This is a genomic window from Rhodocytophaga aerolata (genome assembly GCF_030503435.1).
In the GTDB taxonomy this organism is placed as follows: domain Bacteria; phylum Bacteroidota; class Bacteroidia; order Cytophagales; family 172606-1; genus Rhodocytophaga; species Rhodocytophaga aerolata.
Genome location: NZ_JAUKPO010000021.1, coordinates 76,245 through 100,268 on the forward strand (window position 1 = coordinate 76,245; position 24,024 = coordinate 100,268).

At 39.8% G+C, this 24,024-nt stretch carries 20 protein-coding genes; 8 read left to right on the plus strand and 12 right to left on the minus strand.

From position 1 onward, the window contains the following. The first annotated feature begins 558 nt into the window (after positions 1-558). Genes Q0590_RS25685 through Q0590_RS25700 form a run of 4 tightly spaced genes read left to right on the plus strand, consistent with a single transcriptional unit; the run spans position 559 to position 6,639 of the window. The gene (locus tag Q0590_RS25685) at positions 559-2,883 is read left to right on the plus strand and encodes a histidine kinase dimerization/phosphoacceptor domain -containing protein (protein ID WP_302040496.1); all 2,325 of its coding nucleotides are present in this window, start codon (positions 559-561) and stop codon (positions 2,881-2,883) included. Beyond that, the gene (locus Q0590_RS25690) at positions 2,880-4,280 is read left to right on the plus strand and encodes a sigma-54-dependent transcriptional regulator (protein WP_302040497.1); all 1,401 of its coding nucleotides are present in this window, start codon (positions 2,880-2,882) and stop codon (positions 4,278-4,280) included. The genes Q0590_RS25685 and Q0590_RS25690 overlap by 4 nt, the downstream gene beginning before the upstream one ends. A gap of 29 nt (positions 4,281-4,309) precedes the next feature. Then, positions 4,310-4,813: a hypothetical protein gene (locus tag Q0590_RS25695; protein ID WP_302040498.1), complete on the plus strand. Its 504-nt coding sequence runs from the start codon at positions 4,310-4,312 to the stop codon at positions 4,811-4,813. Next, positions 4,810-6,639, plus strand: a complete 1,830-nt coding sequence (locus Q0590_RS25700) for a sensor histidine kinase (protein ID WP_302040499.1) — start codon at positions 4,810-4,812, stop codon at positions 6,637-6,639. Before Q0590_RS25695 ends, Q0590_RS25700 begins: the two co-directional genes overlap by 4 nt. Before the next feature lie 150 nt (positions 6,640-6,789). Here Q0590_RS25700 and Q0590_RS25705 read toward each other — a convergent pair whose 3' ends face one another. The 10 genes from Q0590_RS25705 to lpdA form a co-directional block, all read right to left on the minus strand. Then, positions 6,790-8,163, minus strand: coding sequence for an alginate export family protein (locus Q0590_RS25705; RefSeq protein ID WP_302040500.1), 1,374 nt, complete (start codon positions 8,161-8,163; stop codon positions 6,790-6,792). Between the two features lie 3 nt (positions 8,164-8,166). Further along, positions 8,167-8,607: a DMT family transporter gene (locus Q0590_RS25710; RefSeq protein ID WP_302040501.1), complete on the minus strand. Its 441-nt coding sequence runs from the start codon at positions 8,605-8,607 to the stop codon at positions 8,167-8,169. A 63-nt stretch (positions 8,608-8,670) separates the two neighbouring features. Next, the gene (locus tag Q0590_RS25715) at positions 8,671-10,428 is read right to left on the minus strand and encodes an amidohydrolase (RefSeq protein WP_302040502.1); all 1,758 of its coding nucleotides are present in this window, start codon (positions 10,426-10,428) and stop codon (positions 8,671-8,673) included. A gap of 175 nt (positions 10,429-10,603) precedes the next feature. Beyond that, positions 10,604-11,305, minus strand: coding sequence for a hydrolase (locus Q0590_RS25720; RefSeq protein ID WP_302040503.1), 702 nt, complete (start codon positions 11,303-11,305; stop codon positions 10,604-10,606). A gap of 207 nt (positions 11,306-11,512) precedes the next feature. Beyond that, a complete protein-coding gene (locus tag Q0590_RS25725) occupies positions 11,513-11,926 on the minus strand; it encodes an OsmC family peroxiredoxin (RefSeq protein ID WP_302040504.1) in 414 nt (137 codons plus the stop codon). Positions 11,927-11,991: 65 nt separating this feature from the next. Beyond that, positions 11,992-12,816, minus strand: coding sequence for an alpha/beta hydrolase (locus Q0590_RS25730; protein ID WP_302040505.1), 825 nt, complete (start codon positions 12,814-12,816; stop codon positions 11,992-11,994). A gap of 214 nt (positions 12,817-13,030) precedes the next feature. Then, positions 13,031-13,816 carry an MBL fold metallo-hydrolase gene (locus Q0590_RS25735; RefSeq protein ID WP_302040506.1) on the minus strand — a complete coding sequence of 262 codons (786 nt, stop codon included), beginning with the start codon at positions 13,814-13,816 and terminating at the stop codon, positions 13,031-13,033. Positions 13,817-13,966: 150 nt separating this feature from the next. Continuing rightward, complete coding sequence (locus Q0590_RS25740; protein WP_302040507.1) at positions 13,967-14,836, minus strand: alpha/beta fold hydrolase; 870 nt, start codon at positions 14,834-14,836, stop codon at positions 13,967-13,969. 98 nt (positions 14,837-14,934) lie between these two features. Continuing rightward, positions 14,935-15,864 carry a ring-cleaving dioxygenase gene (locus Q0590_RS25745; protein WP_302040508.1) on the minus strand — a complete coding sequence of 310 codons (930 nt, stop codon included), beginning with the start codon at positions 15,862-15,864 and terminating at the stop codon, positions 14,935-14,937. A 49-nt stretch (positions 15,865-15,913) separates the two neighbouring features. Then, complete coding sequence (lpdA, locus tag Q0590_RS25750; RefSeq protein ID WP_302040509.1) at positions 15,914-17,320, minus strand: dihydrolipoyl dehydrogenase; 1,407 nt, start codon at positions 17,318-17,320, stop codon at positions 15,914-15,916. A 612-nt stretch (positions 17,321-17,932) separates the two neighbouring features. Between lpdA and Q0590_RS25755 the strand changes: the two genes are divergently transcribed. From Q0590_RS25755 to Q0590_RS25770, 4 genes are all read left to right on the plus strand, one after another. Further along, positions 17,933-18,835: a helix-turn-helix domain-containing protein gene (locus tag Q0590_RS25755; RefSeq protein ID WP_302040510.1), complete on the plus strand. Its 903-nt coding sequence runs from the start codon at positions 17,933-17,935 to the stop codon at positions 18,833-18,835. A 527-nt stretch (positions 18,836-19,362) separates the two neighbouring features. Then, on the plus strand, positions 19,363-19,575 hold the full coding sequence (locus Q0590_RS25760; RefSeq protein ID WP_302040511.1) for a hypothetical protein: 213 nt from the start codon (positions 19,363-19,365) through the stop codon (positions 19,573-19,575). Positions 19,576-19,632: 57 nt separating this feature from the next. Continuing rightward, a complete protein-coding gene (locus Q0590_RS25765) occupies positions 19,633-22,011 on the plus strand; it encodes a GAF domain-containing protein (RefSeq protein WP_302040512.1) in 2,379 nt (792 codons plus the stop codon). 73 nt (positions 22,012-22,084) lie between these two features. Next, positions 22,085-22,492, plus strand: coding sequence for a nuclear transport factor 2 family protein (locus Q0590_RS25770; protein WP_302040513.1), 408 nt, complete (start codon positions 22,085-22,087; stop codon positions 22,490-22,492). A 54-nt stretch (positions 22,493-22,546) separates the two neighbouring features. Here Q0590_RS25770 and Q0590_RS25775 read toward each other — a convergent pair whose 3' ends face one another. Both Q0590_RS25775 and wrbA read right to left on the minus strand, forming a co-directional pair. Continuing rightward, complete coding sequence (locus tag Q0590_RS25775; protein WP_302040514.1) at positions 22,547-22,906, minus strand: cupin domain-containing protein; 360 nt, start codon at positions 22,904-22,906, stop codon at positions 22,547-22,549. Positions 22,907-23,003: 97 nt separating this feature from the next. Next, positions 23,004-23,615: an NAD(P)H:quinone oxidoreductase gene (gene wrbA, locus Q0590_RS25780; RefSeq protein WP_302040515.1), complete on the minus strand. Its 612-nt coding sequence runs from the start codon at positions 23,613-23,615 to the stop codon at positions 23,004-23,006. Between the last annotated feature and the right edge of the window lie 409 nt (positions 23,616-24,024).

A 24,024-nucleotide genomic window follows, 5' to 3' on the forward strand; every position in this document is an offset into this window, starting at 1 on the left:
AAGTCAATTATAGATAGTTATCTAGTACTTCCTGCCCTGCATCACCAAGATAAATCCAACAATTATTTCCTACAGTCTTCCTTCAACTCTTGCCCAATTAGCTAAATTTTTGCAAATTGTAGTAACCTACAAATACAGTTTTTGTCTCTGACAAAAATATACAGACTTGATTAGTAACTAATAAGGTTACGATTCCTTAGAAGGAATGATGCAATATTTACTACTGGTTAGTTGGTTCATTGGTATACTTTCCTTTGCACCTGCATAGCACAGCACAAAGCCCAGTCAAATCATCCTGTTGCTGAAAGAGATGATAACAGTATTGATTTAGTTAATAATTACAAATATTATAAAATGGATGTGCCTGTTCATAAGACTTTGCAATAAATACAAAAATCCATAGGTCTATAGATGAGATTTTAGCTTTAAAGACAGTAAACTCAATTGCTACCCAAGCAATATCATATGATAGTCGTAGAGGTTGGGGTTTATTCAAAGATAAACAGTATAGTAAGTAACCGTATGTCTATACAATAAAATGCAAAACCACTTATGATTTTGAATACCATATTTATTCGTGTATTCTTTTCTCCAACAAATAGGAGAAAGAGAGAATACCTGATACTTATTTTCCTCCTGTTGCTGAATGCACTACCTATATCCGGACAAAACATTACCCGGAAAATGGCAACCCAGCTGTTAGGACAATTACAAGAAAGCAAAGCAGACGAAAACAGGGTTAAATTGCTGTTGGAGCTGGGTAAATTTCATGTATATAAAGCCGGAGAAGTGCGGGCAGATCTGGACAGTGGCCAAACCTACCTGCAAGAGGCCAGTCAACTAAGTGATTCACTTCAATTACACAAATGGAAAAGAGATGCCGAAAGTATGCTGGTTATTGTATATATGGAGAGAGACGATACTTTATTAGGACAAACCCGTTTTTTGCAATTGATAAAAAATTGCCGGAAAGCAAAAGATAAAGAAACAGAAGCACTCGCCAGGTTCAGATACGGCACCTGCCTGCGGGTAACCACTCACAATATTCCGGAAGTATTCAGCAATTATGCCCAGGCAGCAGATCTTTACCGGGAAATAAATAATGTAGAGCAGGAATTAGTAGTCCGGAAAGAAATAGCCAGCCTTCATTCCAATATGGGTAAATTATATCTGGCGGAATCCCAGCTTGAAGAAATCCTGCTGCAGTATCAAGCCATTAAATTTCCGAAATTACATTATACCTATAATTTATTGGCCAATGTCAGCCGGCTAAAAGGGGATTATAAAAAAGCACTCTCCTATACCCTGCAATGCATCGAAAGCATGAACAAGTCACAAGATACCCTGTCAGCGGCTTCTTTCTATGGAAATCTGGCAAGGTTGTATATGGACCTGGGAAAACATGAGCAAAGCATAGCATGGTATAAGAAATCACTTCAAAAATGGCGGCAGGAAAAACTACCTAATTTTGCCTTGTACATGGCTGCCAGCTTTATTACCCTTGACCTACTGGAAAAACAACAACCACACGAAGCGCTCCAATTTATAGAAAACCTGGTAAAAGAAATTCCAACCAATACAAATATTCAGCGGGGTTGCGTAGCTCAAACTATGGCCTATTGCTATGAAGCTTTACAAGATTTTCGGTTGGCAGAAAAGTATTATCTGGAATCTGTAGCCTGGTATGCAACAGCGGGTACTGATTTTGAGATGTCGCAGAAAGTACATCAAGACATTGGGAAGTTCTACCTGGATAGGAAAGAATATAAGAAAGCAGGAGAGTATTTACGGAAAACTCTGGCGTATGCCCCACAGAAAAACTCACTGCTCACCATTAAGGATATTCATTTTATGCTTTATAAGGTAGACTCTGCATCCGGAAACTATCTCTCAGCGCTTGATCATTTCACGATACACAAAATTTTAAATGATTCTATTTTTAACAGTACAAAAAGCAAGCAGATAGAGGAACTGCAAATACAATACGAAACTGCACAAAAAGACCAGAATATTCAATTATTAACCCGCCAGGGAGAATTGCAGCAAGCCAAATTACAACAAGCCCGGTCTGACAGAAACATGACTTTAGGTGGTATTACCCTACTACTTGTGATTATAGGTTTACTATACAATCAGTACCGGGTGAAGCAACGGAATAATGAACAGCTTCAGCAACAACAGAACGAAATCAACCAGAAGAATCTTTATTTACAGCAGCTGGTAAGTGAAAAAGAATGGTTACTGAAAGAGGTGCATCACCGGGTGAAGAATAACCTGCACACAGTTACCAGTTTACTGGAATCCCAATCTGCCTATTTAGAAGATAATGCCTTAGCGGCCATCCGCGACAGCCAGCACCGGGTGTTTGCCATGTCACTCATTCATCAGAAACTCTATCAGTCCGACAACTTGACCAGTATCAATATGGCTGTGTATGTACAGGAGCTGGTTCAGTATCTTCAGGATAGCTTTGATACCAGGCAGCAAATCCGTTTTCAGCTGCATCTGGAGCCTATGGAATTAGATGTTTCACAGGCTGTACCCATTGGCTTAATTCTAAATGAGGCGATAACCAACGCCGTGAAATATGCTTTTCCTCATGGAATTACCGGAACCATTGCTATCTCTATCACCAGATCTGCCGACGATTGGCTGATGCTTTCGGTAGCAGATAACGGCATTGGGTTACCCCCAGATTTTTCTATAAAAACAGTAAATTCTCTGGGCATGAAATTGATGCGAGGACTGAGTGAAGATTTAGGAGCCCGCTTCAGCATTGAGAGTAGCCAGGGCACCAAAATAACTATGAACTTCCCTATTGACAGAGTATTACAACATTTACGACTAAGCTCCTCTTCTGTTAAAATGGAATACCAACTATGAAAAATAAGATTCTGATTGTAGAAGACCAGTTTGTAGAAGCCAATAATCTGCAAATGATCCTGGAAAGAGCCGGATATGAGGTATGCACCATTGCCCGTTCGGTGCCGACAGCGCTGGAAATCATTGAAGAAGAAAAACCAGAACTTGTATTACTAGATATTTTTCTAAAAGGTAAACTTACTGGGATTGACCTGGCCAAAATTTTACGCGAACAACAGATTGCTTTTGTTTATCTATCAGCCAATTCGAATAAAGAAATATTAGATGCAGCAAAAGCTACCAAACCTTATGGCTTTCTGGTAAAACCTTTCCGGGAAAAAGATGTGCTGGTAACCTTAGATATTGCCCGCTATTTGCACGAACACAACCTGCAATCTGCCATCCGCAAAGAGTTCCAGCAGCCTGCATCCGTATCTTTGCAGAATGCTAATTTTAAAGGCATTATTGGAAAAAGTCAGGCTTTATCTACTGTCTTAAACCATGTACTGATTGTAGCCCCTACCGATACGTCAGTTCTGTTGCTGGGCGAAAGCGGAACAGGAAAAGAGCGCATAGCCGATGCCATTCATATGCATTCTTTTAGAAAGTCAAAACCTCTGATCAAGGTAAATTGTGCTGCCCTGCCTGTTAACCTGGTAGAATCCGAATTATTCGGCCACGAGAAAGGTGCCTTTACCGGCGCTACCGATAGGCGGATTGGTAAGTTTGAACAAGCTGAGGGTGGTACCATTTTTCTGGATGAAATCGGAGAAATGCCTCTGGATTTGCAGGTAAAGCTGTTGAGAGTATTGCAGGAAAAGGAAATTGAACGCATTGGCGGAAGAACGGCTCTCAAAGTAGATGTACGCATTATTGCTGCTACCAATCGTAATCTGGAAAAGGAAGTAGCTGAAGGACGTTTCCGCATGGACTTGTACTACCGGCTCAATGTTTTTCCCTTGATTGTTCCTCCGCTTAGGGAACGCAAAGAAGATATACCATTGCTGGCTCAGCATTTTGTAGAAATCTATGCCAGAAAGACAGGCAAACAGATATCAGGGCTATCAGATAAAGTGTTGGAAACATTCAAGCAGTACAACTGGCCGGGAAATATCCGGGAGTTAGAACATTTGATTGAGCGCAGTGTATTGCTCACCAGTACCAATATGATTCAGCATGTAACCATGCCTACAGATACGCCAAAGGAAGAAGTTCTTATAAAGAACCAGCAAGCCATTAAATCGATGGAAGAAATAGAGCGGGAGCATATATTGCTGGTACTGGAAAAATGTAAGGGTAAAGTATTTGGCCCGGGAGGAGCTGCTGAATTATTAAAGGTGCCCGTTTCCACCCTGAACTCCAGAATGAAAAAGCTGGGCATTGAAAAAGAGCATATCTTTTCTTTGAACAAACCTTAAACTCTCCTATTACACTACTCAACATGCATATGGCCAGATGGAAATTGCTCAAAGGGAATATATGGGTTGTTACAGGCTTGCTGCTACTTGCTTCCTGCAAGCATACATTGCTTGACTGGAACCCCACCCCTGTTACAGATACAGATGATGTAGAAATAGTATGCAATGCCAGCGAAGGAAACAAAGGATTGCTTAACTATGAAGGCCCGGTATATATTCATGTAGGGCTGATTACCAGTAAATCTACTCACAAGAATGACTGGCGGTATGTAAAATTCAATTGGGGTTCCAGGCAACGTGAGGCTGAAGCAACTCCGGCAGGAAAGAACAAATGGACCTATTCTATAAAGAATATCCGTAGCTTTTTTGATGTAGCAGCAGATGAACAGATTATTAAATTAGCTATACTCTTTAGGTCAGGGGCTTGTATTGATGTGTATTGTAAAACACTCCGGAATGCGGATGGCAGTGATATGTATATACCTATTGAAGACAAAACAGCTGTCATACAAAGTCAAACTGTACGCAAATGAAATTGTTGCAAAAGGCCACTTTTATCATATATATACAATACAGCTTGTATGGATTGTTATGGATTGCCTGCTGCACAAAAGGATACAGCCAGGCTGGCAATGATCAATGGATTGAAACCTTAAACCAAACTATAGAACAATCGCAAAAATATGATGAAGAAAAGCTGATAAAAATTGAAGGCCTTTATCAGTCTTTTCCGCAGAATCAACAAGCTAATTTGTTTGAAAATTATCTGCAATTGTACAACGAGTATGTTTTTTTTAACTGTGACTCAGCATATGCCTATGCTAAAAAATTACAGGAAACAGCTGTAGCAGCAAATGATTCTTCGCAAATGGCTTATGCTGGAATGAAGCTCGGCTTTGTCTTGCTCTCTTCTGGTATGTTTAAAGAAGCCTTTGACTGGTTAAGTAATATTTCAACCCATCATTTAGCTCATGATCAAAAAGCCGAATACTATACCTTGCTAGCCCGTTGCTATTATGATCTGGCAGACTATAATCAGGATAAATTTTACTCACCTCACTACACCACACAGGCAAATGGGTATATTGACTCCGCCCTGGTTTTGTTTCCTGAGCATTCATTTAACCATAGGTATTACCGTGGCCTGCAATACATCCGGAACTTTGAGTTCGATACAGCTTCTCATTATCTTGCTCAATTGCTTGATCAGACAGATTTGTCTTTGCACCAGTTAGCTATGACTGCGGCTACCTTAAGTGATGTGTATTCCAGGAAAGGAGCAAATGATACGGCCATTTATCTTTTATCTAGAGCAGCCATCGCAGATATCCAATCTTCCACGAAAGAGAACCAGGCAATTTTCCATTTAGCTACCCTATTATATAAAGAGGGCGATTTTAAGAATGCATCCAGATTTATCCAGAAGGCAGCAGACGATGCCCACTTTTATGGTTCCAGGCAAAGAAAGTTACAACTAAGCGAAATTTTACCTCTGATCGAAGCCAAAAAACTTACTCAATTAGAAGGTGAAAAAAGATCCATCATTACGTATGCCATCGTCATTACACTCTCTTTTGTATTACTGACAGGGCTTACTGTGATTATAGTGAAGCAGGTAAAAAAATTAAAATCCCAGCAGAAAGTTATCCGTAAGAAAAACCGGACCTTACAGCAAATACTTACAGAGAAAGAGGATTTGCTGGCAGAAAAAGAATGGTTATTGAAAGAGATTCACCACCGGGTAAAAAATAATCTGCACATGGTGACCAGCCTGCTGGAATCGCAATCAGCCTACCTGGAAGACAATGCTTTATCGGCCATTCGCGACAGCCAGCACCGGGTGTTTGCCATGTCGCTCATTCATCAGAAACTCTATCAATCAGAAAAAGTAGCCAGCATCGATATGTCGGTGTATTTGCATGAATTGGTGCAGTACCTACAAGACAGTTTCGACACGAATCAACACATCCGGTTTCAATTTCACTTAGAGCCTATTGAATTAAATGTTTCTCAGGCCGTACCCATTGGGCTGATTTTGAATGAGGCCATAACCAATGCCGTTAAACATGCTTTTCCTCCAGCTACTGATGGAATCATTACTGTTGAGATGACCGAAACAGAGGAACATGAGTTTTTGCTTTCAGTGGCTGATAATGGCATAGGCTATCCGGCTGATTTCCACCTACAGAAAGCTAATTCTCTGGGAATAAAATTAATGAAAGGACTCAGCGAAGATATAGGGGCACAGTTCAAGATTAAAAGCCATCCGGATGACGGAACAAGGGTTTCTATAGTCTTTACAATCGAAAAAGCTTCACAACAGATCCATCCGTCCAGCTTAGCACATAAATTAGATTGAAAAGTAATCGTAGAATATAATACTGTGGATATACTAGATTGAGGCTTAACCTGGAATATTGTTTAAGGAACAGTTTTTAAGGTAAATATCTATTAATTCATCTTATTCCATTCAGACAGATAGTCTTCTTTAACTAAAGATAAAATAGTATTAGAACGTAAGCTGTGCGGTGAAGGCAGTGAACAAAATATCTTTTCCAGCGCCTGCCTGAGTTAAAAACTGGCCGGTATGAAACCAGGTAAATTCAGTCCGGAAGTATAAAAAATCAGTGGGTGTATATTCCAGATCTGTGGAAAGCTGTTGACCTATAAATGTACTGTTGATGTTTTTACCAGAATAAAGCAAAGTCATGTTTACAGCGTATAATCCATCATTGCGGCTATACCGCCAGAATACATCATAATCTATATCCCAGGAGAGTTTTTTGTGGAGTTCCAGTTTAAGATAAGGATGCAGATCAAAGAGGTTAGCCGGACCAATTAAGGCGGCCAGACCAAAATAGGCACCCTTGGGAAACAATGGATTGAAAGTGTTTAACTTTTCATCTTCATAGGCTTTGTCTCCGCTGATCAGCTCGGTTTTAAGTCCTATCTCAGGCTTATATCTAATTTTATCGACTTTGTAATTAGTATTCAGGGAAGCAGTCCAGGCGGAGATAGGATGACTGTTAAAGTCACCAAACTGGTAAACCCCTTCTGCATCATAGGTCCAGTTGCCACGATTGCCCCACAGCCTCCCTCCTACTGAATGCCTTAGTTCCTGGCCTTGCCCCTCATCAAAAGTTGCTTCTTTTTTCCAGAGTCCCAGGTAGTACAGGTCTATCTGTGGTAAAAAGCCGGTATTGTTCTTAACTATATATGCACCCCAAAGCTTTGTATCTGGATTAAATCGGTCATCTAGTATACCTTTTTTTGCGGCTACATAATGGCTATAGAAAATATCCAGTTTTGCCTGTTTGTGGGTATAGATGGCTTTTAACCCATCAAAAGCCTGCCTGTTATTGGGGCCTTCCCTCACAGAAATAAGCCGCTGAGAGCCATAGGATAATTCTTGCCTGCCCAGGCGAAATATGAGCTTATCTTTTTGAGTAGGATACAAGTTAACATCAATAAATGCCTGGTGAAGATCTAAGGGATTCTCGTCTACCGGACTGGTACTTACTTTGCCATTGGCAAGGCTGCTTTGGAGCTGAAGAAAAGTTCTGATATGTTTACCCGCATGAATATCCATATGCGCCAGATACCTTGTTAGTACATAGCCATCAGTATCAGTAGGTGATTCACCCCAGTCTTCGTTTCTCACATAGAAATACTGGTAGCGTACTTCGCCACCCAGGCTCAGGTAGGTACTTTTGCTTGTAGAGAGTGCCGTATACTTAATAGTTTCCAGCCATCTTTTACTGGTATCATCTTTAAGGAACGAGTAGTCTTCGTCGTACCTGAGCGGCTTGAAAGTTAGTGTAGTTTGTGCATAACTACCTGTAAAGTGGCTCAGCAGCACCAGCAAGATCAGAAGCTTCTTCACAGATCAGAATTTTCTGATTAAAATCACGCCAGCTACAATCAATACCACTTCCAGAATGCGCCAGATGGTAATGGTATGCTGCTGCGCCACCAGAATATTAAAATGGTCCAATAGAATAGCTATCACCATTTGACCAGCCACTACCAGCCCAAAGGTCAATGCCGGACCTATACGTGGAAAGGCAAGGATAATGGCTGTTACATAAAATGCTCCCAGCACGCCTCCCATCCATACATAACCAGGAGCTTTTTTTACTCCCTCCCATACTACTTCCTGCCTGGTAAGGAGGATATACAGGATGACGGTTATTGCACCAATGATAAAAGAGAGCATAGAAGCATATACCGGGTTATGCAAGGATTTACCCAACCAGGAGTTAAGACCAGCTTGCACTGGCAAAAAAGCTCCGGAAAGAAGAGTTATAATGATCCAGAAAAATTTCATGATGTCTTATATAATTCCAGGTACTACACTTTATAGGCCGGATGGCTAATTAATTAAGCCTCTCTAATATTGATAGCCGCCATAATAATTTACAGGGCTCCATGAAGGAATAGCTTTTAGTTGAGAAGGAGCTAAATTGGCATATTCCTCCTCTCCATATACTACCTTTCCATCTACAATGGTCAGTTTTGAAGTAATGGTGGGAATTTGTTCTTCTGCAATGGAGAAATAATCTTTACTTAGAATCACCACATCTGCATGATACCCTTTTTTAAGCTTGCCCTTGTTATTATCTTCTTTAATAAGCGAATATCCCCCGGTGGTTAATAGCCTTAATGCGGTAAGCCTATCTAGGGTGTTTTCCTTGGCCGTTACTTGTGTGCCTCCTATTGTTTTACCTGTTACTGCCCAATGCAAAGCTATCCAGGCATTATAACTGGCTACCCTGGTTCCGTCTGTTCCTAAGCCCACTGGTATCCCAAGTTCCAGCATCCGCTTCACCGGGGGAGCCGTTTGTGCTGCTCTTTTGCCATAGCGGCGAATAAAACTTTCTCCCTGATAAGCCATGCGGTGCTGAATAGCAATACCTCCTCCCAATGCTTTAATGCGCTGCAAATTCTCTTCGCTAATTGTTTCTGCATGGTCTATAAACCAAACTAAGCCATTCAGTGGGGTATCTTTATTCACTTCTTCAATCACATTCAGGCCACGAGTGATACTTTCGTTATAAGTAGCATGCAGCCGGAAGGGCCAGCGGTGTTGTACCAGTAGTTGTAGCACTGGTTTTAAATTACTTTCCATACTGGCTGGTAGTTCAGGTCTGGGCAACAAAAAATTTTCAAAATCTGCTGCATCGGCCACTAAGTTTTCTCCGCCACCAGCTACATGATATTCAGGTGTATTAGCAGAATGCGAATGGGAATGTGAAATATCTACCATACCTGTCCACCTGGTAAAATCCTGCCATTCGGTGCCTTTTTTCTGAGCAAACAAGAAGTATGGCAAACGTAGCGTAAGCTTTCCTGCTTTATATAGAGAGTCTGTGATGGTGTAGTCATCCGGAAAGTTCTGGAATCCACCTCCAGCATCCATCACGGCTGTTACTCCCAGTCGGTTCAACTCCCGCATATACTGCAAGGTGGAGTTAAATTTTTCCTCTGTTGTCAGTTCAGGTAATCGGGCCAAAGTAGAATACAGGATAAATGCATTGGGTTCTGCCACTAACAACCCGGTAGGATTTCCGTCATTGTCTTTCTCGATTAAACCCGCCACCGGATTGGGAGTTTCGCAGTTGATAGCTAACTTTTGCAAACCTGCTTTGTTGAGCCAGGCTTTACCATACAGGTAGAGTATAAAAGCTGGCACCTCTCCGGTAGCTGCATTAATTTCTTCCAGGGTAGGCAAGCGCTTTTCGTCAAACTGGTATTCATTCCAACCGCCTACAACCCGAACCCATTGCCCTGGTGGAGTTCGTTGAGCCTGCTCTTGAAGCATCCGGAGAGCCACTTTGAGTGATTTTACACCATCCCACCTGAGCTCAGCATTATAAAATCTTCCTCCTCTGATCACATGCAAGTGGCTATCGAAAAGGCCGGGAATAACGGTTCTTCCTTTTGCATCAACTAACCTGGTTTTAGCTTTTTTCATACGTAGTATCTCCTTATTGCTGCCCAAAGCCATTATTTTATTTCCTGCAACAGCCACAGCTTCTGCTTGTGGGTTGTTCTCATCAAGCGTGGTTACTTTGCCATTGTAAATGATCAGATCTGCCGAAGATTGCGCAGACAGAGTGCCCATTAATAGCCAATAAGTTATAAACATCAGGTATACTCGCATGGCTGGAGAGAGATTTTATAAAAGGGGTTATTTTGATCAAATAAATAGCAAATTGAGCTGGCAACGCAGGGTATTCAAAATATAGGGATTATTGAATGCCTAATAAGGAATTATCCATTGTGATAGGGGAAGATTATTCAGCGTTAAATAATCATTTAGATCAATGTTTGAACATATCATGTGCATAGGCAATACCAATACCATAGGCGCCGCCGTACTTTTTAAATAGTCCGGTTACAGCTGCATAGGTTTCGCTTCTGGCCCAATCCCGCTGTAGTTCCAATACATACTGCGTAGCCGTCATCGGTTTGGCACCTGCTTTCAACATCCGCTGTATAGCCATCTCATGCGCTTCTTTACTTACATCTCCGCTGGCATCGGTAATCACATATACATCATATCCATCTGCCAGGGCAGACAATACCGGCCCTACAATACAGACACTCGTCCATAAGCCGGCTATCACCAGTTTCTTCTTTCCTTTTCCTGTAATTGCTTTGTAGGCATTTGCATCTTCCCAGGCATTCATAGTCGTGCGGTCAATATAGCCTGAAGTAGCAGGTGGATAGATTTCGGCTAATTCCGGAAATACTGGGCCACTAAAACTTTTCTCAGCTACCGTAGTAACTACTGTAGGAATTTTGAATATAACAGAACCGCCAGCAACCAGGGCAGTATTGTTCCGCAACTCATCAATCCCTACATTTTTTACGGCAAACGCCATCTGGCTTTCATGGTCAACTAGCATCAGGGCATGATTCGTTGGAGTCAATAATTCGGCAGAAGGTTTTTGTGCATACGCTGTATAGGTTATCAGGATAGTTAGCATTATAGCAGCAATGGTTTGAATTGTCTTTTTCATGAGTAAACTAGTTTAAATGTAGAACGAGTAAAGGATTTGATTGAAAAATGGCATAGTTATTCACCCCCGGAATTTTACATATCTGGACAAGAAATGTATATTTTAGTTGTGCTTATAATAAAGTAATGGATCAGCAACGAAATCACACAAGCAGCATAGAAATACCTTATCTGCTTTTGCCCGTAAGTCTCCCGAATAATTAACTACTTATTTTTCCAGGCTTGCTTCTATAAGAATTCTGACATTTAACATCCGGCTGACAGGTCCATATAGCTCTGTTTCTTTAATACAGGCATTAAAAGTTTCCTGTGAAATCCCGGCGACTTTGGCTTTTACTATCAGGTGTGACTCTGTAATTACTGCATTTTCAAAGGTGATGTAACAGGTAGATTCCAAGGACGCTGCTGTAAAGCCTGCTTCATTTAACACAAAGCTAAGTTTCATGGTAAAACAACTGGCATGTGCTGCTGCCACCAGTTCCTCAGGATTTGTGCCAGCTACATCGGAAAATCGGCTGTTAAATGTAAAAGAGACTTGTTCTAAAGTTCTGCTTTGGGTACTGATATGGCCATACCCATCTTTGCCTGAGCCACTCCATGTGGCGGTAGCATGGCGTTTCATGAATAATAAGAATGTAGTGGTAGAAGCAGCAAAAACGGATTTACCTTCATTAATAATGAGCTTAATCAGTTATACCTTATATACTCTTTCAGGGGTTGATCTATACTTAGCTTTGCGATCCAATCCAGAATATAATTGGCCTGAGTTTTCCAGGTAGGAAGACCCAATACATAATGGTTAATGCCTGGATATTCTTTGTATTCGATAACAGATCCATTCTGTTTGTTATACCGGTTGAAAATGCGGCGGCTCAAATGAGCAGGCATAATGTGGTCAGCACTGCCGGCAATGATCAAGAGGGGGGCATGTGGTTTATCAAAATCAACATAGGCTGCATTAGTCAATCCATCCCTGGCCACCATTTTTGATTCCGGCACTGTAATTTTTTCGTAGGACGCTTTTTGGTCAGCCAGTGACATGCCATTGGTAAAGGCATATTGCCAGTCAGCTAAAGACATAAGATACGTTTTTTTGGTGGATGTAAACAAACCCAATGCTTTCCATCCCGCTTTCAAAAATGAAAACTCGTAAGGAAATACCCCTTGTGGAGGAACCGGGTGTAGCACCGCCCCAGCTGCACCTAAGTCGCGGTTTATTAAAATCTGAGTGATCAATCCACCTAAGGAATGCCCGATAATAATTGGTTTTTCAGGCAACATCTTGGCAAATTTGGCATAGTGGTCCACGAGTTGTTTTAACCGCAGAGTAGCAAGCGGTCCGTTGGGATGCCGTCTTCTGAGCTCAGCAGCTGGCGCATCTTTATATGGCCAGGGTGGTGCATAGGTAGTGTAGCCTTTACTTTCGAAGTAAGGTTTCCATTCGTCCCAGCAATTATTGCTTACAAAAGCACCGGTAACAAACAGGATGGTTTTTGATTGTATGGTTTGCATAACAAAGTGATTAGAAGGTTAGTGGATACGCATTTATGTGCAGTAGCATTTGGTAAACAGTATGCTTGTTAGCTGAAACAAATCTAATTTTTTTTACCCCCAGGTTCAATAGATAAACAGCACTTACACTTGTACATATTATCACATATTGTTTAATTCCATAAATTGTAGGATAGCATCTTTTGGGTTTTGACTGATTCACGTAGATATGGATTTACCAAAGCCGCGTCTGGATTCCGGATTTTAGAAACAGGGTTTTACTGCGTAGCTGTTCATTGCCGGCAATCACTTGTTTGAGTTTGTTTTCTGTTTCCTTAAAATGTGTCCAGCCTTTGTGGTGAATAGGAATAATGCTGTTTAAATTGAGCACTTTTACAGCTTTCAGCAGATCATGGCTATCCATGGTATACTGCCCGAACCCGGTAAGGTAGCGGAACTGCACCGACCCCATATGAAAAATGCCAATATCAATTTTATAACGTTCTCCTACTTCTTCAATACCCTTAAAATACACTGTGTCACCGGAAATATAAATCACCCCTTTTTGCTGTTCTTCAAAGGATAGTATAAAGCCGATTACTTTTCCGGCAAGAAATTCCGGAACCCACCAGGGGTGATGCTGAGCAGGTGTTGCGGTAATGGTCAAATTTGTCACTGCTTGCGTGTGGATGGTATAACTTTCCCAATTGTCAAGTCCAATAACACCTGGTATGGCCTTAGCGGCTGGCTTAGTAGAAATTACTATTGGTACAGTTTTAGTAAATTCCTGGCCTCTATGATCAAAGTTATCTTTATGCTGATGATGGCTTAACAAAACCAGATCAATGGTAGGGAGTTGTTCCAATGGTAGAGCCGGATTTTCTGTCTTTCTGGAAAAAGTACCCGATCCATGGTAATATAGCTTCCCGGCAGTATCCAAGGTTGGATCAGTTAAGATTCTAAATCCGTTAATATCTAACAGCACACAAGCCGTGTCAATATGCGTGATGGTAATGTTCATTTAATACAGCTTTTACGAATAAATGAATGCAGATTTTATATACAGTCCGATATACGGCATGTGCTTTTTCCTTAGCTACTAGCAGATAGTATTAATTGATTTGATGTATGTAGGTAATTTACTATTTGTAGGCCCTTTTAGTATGTAATCTCATTTTGTATGCTTGATAAAGTTAGCGATATACCTTGCAGTAAGTTTGGGATATTGATGGTGAGCACCATGCCCGGCCTGTGGTAAAACTATTAGTTGGGCAGTAGGAAGATACCTTGTTAATGCATACCAGTTTTGTGGCGGAAAGCAAATTTCATGGTCAGCAGTAATTATTAATATTGGAATCTGGGTAGTACTCAGCTTTTCTCTCGCCTGATAAATGTCTTCTATATATTCTTTTACGCCTTTGCTATAATTATTCCAGAGGTTTTCTTCTATGCGTACATCAACGTCTACTGTTCTTTTGGCCATTCTTTTATGACTTCTTTTGGCCGCTTCTCTACTCATTTGAGAGGCCGGCTCAAAAAACAACACTATTTCATCTTCCAGATCATTAAAGGGCTTCCATGCCGTTTCATAGAATATCTCTTCCATAGGATAGGCATTTTTTCCAGGAGGATTAGTACAAATCAGTATCGCATGAGAAACCAGATCCGGAAACTGAGTGATGACTGTCTGTGCGACCATCCCACCAAAAGACCATCCTATGATACTTACTTTTTTTAAATGTAAAGCTTCCATGAGATCTTTTACATCCGTAGCAAACTCTAGCATTGTGGTTGGTGGCACTCCTGTTGAAGAACCAAATCCAGTCCAGTCGAAAATAATTACCTTATACTTTTTGGCCAGAGCATCCAGAAAGCCAGGGTCCCATGAATCTAAGTTTCCCCGGAAGCGGTTACAAAGAATCAGGGGTTTTCCTTCGCCAATAGAACGGTACGCCATTTTTCTGTTTTTGGATTCAATGTATTGTGTTCTTGCCATAATGGCATCAACAACAGGCTCTTGTGTAAAGGTGTGCGATTTCATGACCTATTTAAATTTTTATGAATACTGTAAGAGTGCCTTTTTTTCAGGAGAAGAAAGAATCAGAAGGCTAATACCTATGAGGGAAAGTACCGTACTATTTATAGTGTTGGCAGATGACTTTCAATTTCCATTCTTCTTGCTTCGTACTGAGCAGGTAACTTTAGATTTTTTCCTAAATCTTCCAGAGATTCATCCACCATGAAACCAGGATTGTCTGTAGCTATTTCAAATAACACACCGCCAGGTTCACGGAAATACAAAGAGTGAAAATAATTACGGTCTATTTGCGAAGTAATCTGAATTCCTTTCTCTACAATTAGGTGCCTGAAATGCATTTGAGTAGCATCGTCTTTCACCCGGAAAGCTACATGATGAACAGTTCCTCCGGCACCCATCCCATTCTTCTCTGCAGGCAATTCTACTAAATCTACAATGGCTGCATTTTCAATAGCTTGCGTGGCGAAGCGGTACCGGTTTGCCTGTTGCTCTATTTGTTTATATCCAAAGATATCTGTAAGGATGTCAGCTGTAGGCTTTACGTTTTTAAGCGTTAAGGTTATGTTATGAAAGCCTTTGGTAGCTACGTCAGCTTTCACCTCTGCTGTTTCCCAAGGTGCGCGTCTGTCTGGTACTTTGGATACAATCAGCTCTAGTTTTAATCCATCAGGATCAAAAAACGTTAAATATGACTCATTAAACTTTTCGGATGGTTTTAAATAAACCACTTTATAATGCTCAAATCGTTTCAACCAGAAATCAAAACTCCCTTCAGGAACCGAATAGCCAATCTCAGTTGCCATCCCTGCACCTCTCCTCCCAGCTGTGACGCCTTCCCAAGGGAAAAAAGTAAGAATAGTGCCTGCTGAGCCTACTTCATCTCCAAAATAAAAATGATACGTATAGGGATCATCAAAATTGACCGTTTTCTTAATAAAACGTAAACCCAACACGTTTGTGTAGAAATCAAAGTTGCGCTTGGCATTCCCTGCAATCGCTGTGATGTGGTGAATACCTAATATTTTATTCATAGGGGTATTGAAATGCTAGGTGGTTAATAAACTAACTAGAATAGATGCATTATATATTTATGGAGCCCTGTCCGGATGCTATCAGACAAGCTTCTTTAATTGCTTCTGCATACGTGGGGTGCGCATAAGACATCCGGAACATATCTTCATCTGTAATTTCATAATGCATGCCGGTTACTGGCTGTGCGATCAAATCAGCAGCCCTGGGACCTATGATGTGAACTCCCAGCAACTCTCCGTATTTTGGTTCTGAAAGTACTTTTACAAAGCCCTCAGTATCCATAGCAGCCCTTGCCCTGCCACTTGCCTGAAAAGGAAATTTTCCGACCCTATAAGCTATATTGTCCTTTTTTAATTCTTCTTCCGTGTAGCCTACAGAAGCTACTTCCGGCCAGGTATACACTACATTAGGAACAAGCAAATAATTGAGGTGTGGTTTTTGTCCGTTTATCGTTTCAGCCACAAAAACAGCATCTTCTTCTGCCTTGTGTGCCAGCATTGGCCCGTTAATTACATCACCTATGGCATAAATATTTTCCTCTGCCGTACGTAGTTGTTTGTCTGTTTTGATTCTGCCTTTCTCATCCAGTTCAATCTGCGTATTCTCTAATCCTAGTCCTTTCGTATACGGATTCCTGCCTACGGCTACCAAACAATAATCAGCTCTGGTTTCATAAGGTGTATCTGTTGTATCCAGATAGTTCACAACGACATGGTTGCCATTATTTACTACCGATTGCACTTTATGAGTTAGAAGAATAGTAACACCAGTTTTAGCTAGTATCTTCTTTAATTCTTTTCCCAGCTCTCTGTCCATGGAAGGAATGAGACTATCCATGTATTCGATGATTGTTACGGCTACACCGATACGGGCGTAAATAGAGGCCATTTCCACGCCTATCACCCCACCTCCAATAATGATTATACTATCTGGTTTTGTTTTTAGAGAAAGTGCTTCTGTAGAAGAAATAATTCTTTTTTTGTCTAAGGCAACCCCTCTGATAGTAGCTGGTTTAGAGCCGGTAGCAATAATGAAGTATTTACTTGATAAAGTTGTTTCCGAATTATTCTCTCCAGTTACTTTAACTTGTTTATTGCTTTGAAAGGAAGCCACTCCCCTTACCACCTGGATATTATTCTTTTTCATCAGGTAATCTAAACCGGATGTATTTTGCTTTACTACTTGCTCCTTGCGATTGATTAGTTGAGTAAAATTTATATGCAGCTCACTCAATTGAATACCATGTAACTGGAACTTAGATAATGCCTGATGATAATGCTCGGTGCTGTCGAGTAAGGCTTTTGCAGGAATACAGCCAACATTGGTGCAGGTTCCTCCAAGCGTATGGTATTTCTCAATAATAGCTGTTTTATATCCTAATTGGGCAGCTCGGATGGCTGCTGTATAACCTCCAGGTCCTGAACCAATTACTACAATATCAAAATCTGTTTCCATAATTAGCTATAAAACATTCATACTAATTAATCGCAATTAACAATAGGACTGACTTTGCTGAGATTACTATGTTTAGTAAGAAGGGAATTTGTCTACCTTTTTTTAAATCAAAACTATCGCTTTAGCAGAGGAAAGACAATGGTGAAATGATGACAAATATTGTATATATCAAATCCAGAAACATATCATAGTATTTTGAAAGCTTATAGTTTTCTTTCAGCTATTTTCTGTCTATAAAAATACTTTACTATGAAGCTTGTTAGCTAGAGCTACTGCAGGCTCTTAGCAAAATTAAATGAGAAAGATAACTAGTTAAATCCCACTAATACTTTCGCTAATTGTTGAAATATCAACAATTTATATTTGAATTAAAAAACATAAATTGTTGATTATCAAAATATTATCTAATGGTACGGCAATTGCAAATCACAATATAAACATTCAGTTGCCTAAGTTCACTGAGCATTCCAGTTTTCTTCAATAGAAAGTACTACTTCTACTTACAGAATGGCAAGTAATTGCTAAAAATCAATATAAGTCAATTTTTCTGTTCGATAGATGAACCTTGTAATCAAATCTTATGAAAACAACCACCTTTAACCATCTTTCCCTATGACACCAGATGTTCAACACGCTAACACGAATGAATTAGCTAGTTATGATGCGCGGATGACAAAAAGAAATCCCCAAACAGGTAATCAGATAGAAATTCACACACTGCAATGGATCGAGCAAAACCAAGCTCCCCAATTCTATAACCCTGCCCGTAGTACTTGTTTTGAAATAATTTGGGTAATGAAAGGCATAGGTAAATTAGAAGTTGATTGTCAGGAATATGTGGTTGGGAACAACACCATTCTTTTCCTTTGTCCAGGCCAATTGCGTCAGTTCTCAACTACTGGTAAGTTGGAAGGGTACTATATTTCCATAGTAGCAGAGTTTGTATACCTGGCAGAAAATAAACATGATTTTTCATTATTAACTCTGCAAAATAACTTCGGCCAGAAACTACAGATTATTCAGGTTGATAAGGAGATACAGTACGAATTAGAAGACATACTGATGAAGATGCTCAAAGAGTTGACTAACTTTTTTATGTTACGGACAGAGATTTTAAAAGGATTGCTGAAAGTATTTCTCATTTATCTTTCCAGAAAAGCAGAAAAGCGGGCCTATATAAATGTACCAGAGAAAGATAAACAAATTGCCGATAAGTTTATGTCTTTGCTTAAAATGCATTATACCACCAAACGAATGGTGGCAGACTATGCCAAAGAGTTATGTGTTACGCCCAACTACCTTAACCGGATTGTAAAAAAGATATCGGGATTTCCGGCAAGTTACCATATACAGCAGCACATCATTTTGGAAGCAAAGCGACAGGCTATGTATTCAGGGTTAAGTATGAAGGAGGTAGCCTATGAGTTAGGATTTTCGGATTATGCCCATTTTAGTAAGTTCTTCAAAAACAATTCAGGGATGAACTTTACTACCTTCAAAAATGGAAACTATTAAAATGCTTTGTTTTCCTATTATGCTTTTTCATTAGATCTGTGATGATTTATACAACAGAACCAGGAATATGGCCATTCTTTTAATCAGGCTAAAGTAAGATATTCGTATAGCTATATATTGAAGGGGTTCTATTTACCATGCAATCAATCTGAAATAGTTGAGTAAAAAACGTTCCGGCTCGTATGCATTTCATTCTGTATCTCATTACCTCTAACCAGATATAGCCTGCAAACAGATGAATGTTTTGATCAGATTTGTCCCAATTTAAGAGCACAACCTCTAGAGTTATTGAACTCATGTCTTTAATTCGGTAAATGACGAAATTTTACTGTATTCCAGCCATTATCCCATTATGCGCCGAAAAATTCAAGGGAGCATATATCAAAGAAGTAGGTTACATCATTTTCTCTTATGAATACCATCTGATGATTGGATTTTAATGGTTTGACTAATCTGTAAGCAGTTGTCTATTAATGGAAGCGTATTACAGACTTTACTAACACTGGAAATAATTTAATCAACATGCCATGAAAACGTTAGCTCAGCTTCTCCATGAGGTCCTTAAGAGTATGGAGGAACATCGGAAGCTAAAAACTGAGACTGATAAAAAGCCAGAAAAACAAATGGTTTATGCTGCACAAGATAAGTTGAAGAAAGAAAATTCATCAGTAAACTCCACAGAAGACGAGCAGGAAATACTTAATGACTTTTTGAATTATTACAAAGATAATAGCCGGTAAGAGGAGATGTATAAAGGTTTTAACACAGTCTATTAACCCTTTTAAACTAGCCTATCTATGATAAAACAGTGTACGAAACTTACGATAGATTATTTTCCTTTTAAAGCATCTCTGTCTTTATCACCGCTGATTGGCTATTGGAAAGAAAAAATAGATGATACTAATCCTTTGCTGGCAAACCTGAAAGAGAATCTGTTGTCAAACTTGTCCCAGGTACCGGAGCTGTTGCAGAAAATCAGGAATGAGAAAATACTAGAACTGCATCAGCCTCTTATTGAGATGCTGATGAGTGCCTTATTTCCCTGGGCAAGTAGGGATAAAGGAATGGGCGGTGCATTTACACCCTTTGAAAAATCTTGCTTCTATGCAACACCCTTATTTAGATCCAGCCTTCTGAAAGGAACCAGTCAAATCCATTATCCACCAGAGTTAGACGAAAGTCAGATTTTGTACCATCGGATATTTTACGTCTATGTATTGATTCTAAAAAAATTTTATAATAGAGAGGTAAATGAGCCAACTACCTTGCCCTTTGTTCTCAAAGATGAGCAGACAAATTTAAACAGGTATTATAAAATTTACCTTAATACAGATTTTGTAGAAGTGAATAAGGTGGATGAACTACCCTTTCTCTCATCTGAAGAGTTGAAGCGTTTGCTTCATAACTTTCATGACCTGGACTTATGGATGCAATTTATCCCCCCTAAGCATTTTGAACTGGAAGGATTTATTTTATTAAACCTAGTTGATGTTACGGAAGGAGAAACCTTGTCTGCTTTAAAATATAGCCTGCTTGATAATGGCTCTCTCACTTCACCACAAAAGTTCAACCTGTTGCAAAATCATCTGCGAACATTGCTGCAACGAGCAGATTTGCTTCTGGGTATCAGCGCCATGCAGAAAAGTGGTAATACCTATTGGAAGTCTGGGTGTAAAATCACCCGCAGCTTTACCTCACCTCCTACAAAAGGTATGACTTGTGCCGCTCAAGTAGCTAAATTTTATGAGGAGTTAGTGACCAATGGTGCACCTCTTTTTATAGAAAATGTAGAGGTTTCCACCTTACCTGGAGTTATAATGGAGGCATTAAAAGAACAAAATGTAGGGAGTATAGTCTGCATACCCCTATATCTTGAAGAGGAGATAATAGGTGTACTGGAACTAGCTTTTCCTCAACCTACTGACCTAAGTAATATGGTCTTCAGCAGAATAGAAGAAGTCTTGCCTTTGTTTGCACTGGCTTTACAATGGCATAATGATCAAGAAGAAAATAGGATTGATGCAATTATTAAAGAAAAATTCACCGCCATTCATCCATCTGTCGAGTGGCGATTTAAAGAAGCAGCCATTAATTTATTGGATAAGCAGTATAAGGGAGAAGCATTGGAGATTGAACCAATTGTTTTTACGCAGATATACCCACTGTATGCCGCAGCGGACATCCGAAACTCTTCAATTGAACGCAATCGTGCAATTAGGCAGGATTTACTTTCTCAGTTACGACTGGCTAATGATGTGATAAATAAAGTTTACCAACTATATCCTTTCCCTATTTACGCCAAGCTCTTACACAAAACACACAAATATATTAAAGGTATGGAGAGCGGTCTGCTGTCTGATGCTGAAATTAGTACCAATGACTTCTTCAAAAGAGAAATAGAACCAGTATTCAGACATATAGCTTCGGTTAATCAAGAGCTAAAGCCTGACCTGCAGATTTACTGGAGTGCTTTGGATGTTGAATTAGGAATGTTATATGATAAGAGAAAGGATTTTGAAGAAAGCCTTATGCAGATTAACGATGCATTATCAATTTACCTTGAAGACGAAGAACAACGAGCACAACAAATGTTTCCTCATTATTTCGAAAAGTATAAAACAGATGGCATTGAATATACCATTTATGTGGGTGCTTCCTTAGTACAGAACCAGGAGTATAGCTCGATTTATCTAAAAAACCTCCGCTTGTGGCAGCTGATGACCTTATGTGAGATGACTAGAAGAGCAAAAGCCTTACAACCACAATTAAAAATTCCATTGGAAACTACCGGGCTTATATTAGTCCATTCACTTCCTTTATCTATTCGTTTCCGATTGGATGAGCGGCATTTTGATGTAGATGGGGCCTATAATATCCGCTATGAAATACTGAAAAAACGTATTGATAAGGCTTTAGTTAAAGATACCAAGGAAAGACTTACACAGCCGGGTAAGATAGTCATTATCTACTCCCAGTTTAAAGAAGCAAGCGAATACTACGAATACATAGAGTATTTGCAGGAAAATGGGATGTTAGGGGAATCCGTAGAAAATTTAGAGGTAGAAGACCTACAAGGAGTACAGGGCCTAAAAGCGTTGCGCGTAGAGGTGAAACTGAAAGATAGTGAGCCTTTGCGAAAGAAGTCTAAGCCAGCAGCAGTTATAGATAAAGTATAGACAGTTTTGGATCTGTTTACTTTCTGATATACCCAAATCTATCTGCCTGAAAAAATTTTCAACTATTACTTATATGATTTCTGTTTCCATTTATACTTTCCAGGCTCAATTATATCAGTCTTTAGATCTTCAACAAGTTTTGACTGATACATACAAAAAGCTAAATGCTTTAGATATAGCAGAATTTACTTCCTATTTGGCAGATGATATAGAATATACGTTAGGGTGTATAGCAAAAGGTAAATATAAACAGAACTTGATTGAGACTTTGAGACAGTTATTTGCACAGGTAACAGCAATTAAGTATGAAATTCTACATAGTTATCAATCAGGAAATAGTGTGGTCGTAGAAATGGAAGTTACCTATGAGAGAATAGATCAAAGTGATATAATTATCTCAGGAGTTATTTTTCTAAAAATAGAAGATGAATTAGTGAATGTATTGAAAGTGTATAAAGATTTTACTCCTCTTTTGGGTTAAAAATTATCAACTCCTGTAAGGTTAGGAGCGATTCAAATATTTCAATAATTTTATTTACTTCAAAGTGACAAATACAGATTTTCTGATAGCAGGCAATAGATTTTTTGTCCGATGTCCTTTGCCAGTTGTGTCTTCAACCAAGATAATGTCTCCAGGCATAAAATTTCTTTTTTCTCCTTGAGAAGTCTCTATTTCTATTTCACCATCCAGTAAGATTATATATTGCTTGGCTGGGGCCTGGTGAAAATCATAATCATATTCTGGCAGTACCTTCCGGAAGATAATACTCTCTACCTCTTCTGCTTCTGACACAAAACCAATACTCCCAGCTGAGTGCAGCGGAATAAGTAACCTCTCAAAATGACTATGCCTGTTTGTATCTGCGTACAAACGGGTTACTTCAAATGTATCCATATCAAAGAACAAAGAATAAAGAGAAAAACAGGGCTAATTTCATTTAAAAGTGAGCAATACCCACTACTTATGTAATTTTCTATGGCCTTTATGTACGTTAAGCAGATAAGCCTTTTTTTATCCATCCAGCTATCATGACAGTGCGCCTAGCCTGATGGATAACAGCTTCTTGTACATCGGTTTTCATTCCTTCTCTGTCTACAGAAACGCTTACGCCATATGGATTACCGCCGGCAGCAAAAATTACCGGATCAGTATAGCCGGGAGCTGCAATAATGGCACCCCAATGATGCATAGTAGTATATAAGGAAAGTAGCGTAGATTCCTGTCCACCATGCGGATTCTGGGCACTAGTCATGGCGCTCACCACTTTATTAGCTAGTTTGCCTTGGAACCACAAGCCTCCTGTAGAATCTAGGAACTGTTTCATCTGGGCAGGAATATTGCCATAGCGGGTAGGCATACTAAAAATAATAGCGTCTGCCCATTCCAGATCACTCAGTGCAACTTCAGGAATGTGTCTGGTTTTTTCCACAGTGGCTTGCCAGGCAGGGTTCGCAGCAATGGCTTCTGCTGAGGCAAGTTCTGATACTTTAAATAGCTGCACCGTGGCTCCTGCTTGTTCGCCTCCCTGGGCGGCCCATTGTGCCAGTTGATAATTTGTGCCCGTAGTGCTGTAGTAAATAACAGCCAATTTTATTTTATCCATGTTTTATAATAATTAAGTAGAGTGAAGTGTGAGTATGCTATCAGAAATGAAGCAAATTGCTTTTAACAAAAGTACTCCTGCATTCCAGGCGGGACAATGGCTAGATCTTCTCAATCCTTGTATATTTTGAAACAAGTTTAATTAAGTAGCGGCTAGTGGAAAGGGGTTTAATTTGAAGGTATCTATTTTGTTGTTATAGTCTTTACACATGTAGAAAGGTATCAGGATTGTCTACTGCCAGGTAGATAGGACGGAAAAGAAACAACTTTTTGTCAAGCTGATATATACAACTCTTGTTCTTATCTGTCCATTGTTTAAGCCTACTCCTACTTATACTTTTGTCTTACGCTCCAGGCTTTAGTAGCAGGCATAAAACTTCAGAGCTCATATAATTCAAAGCCTTCTATTA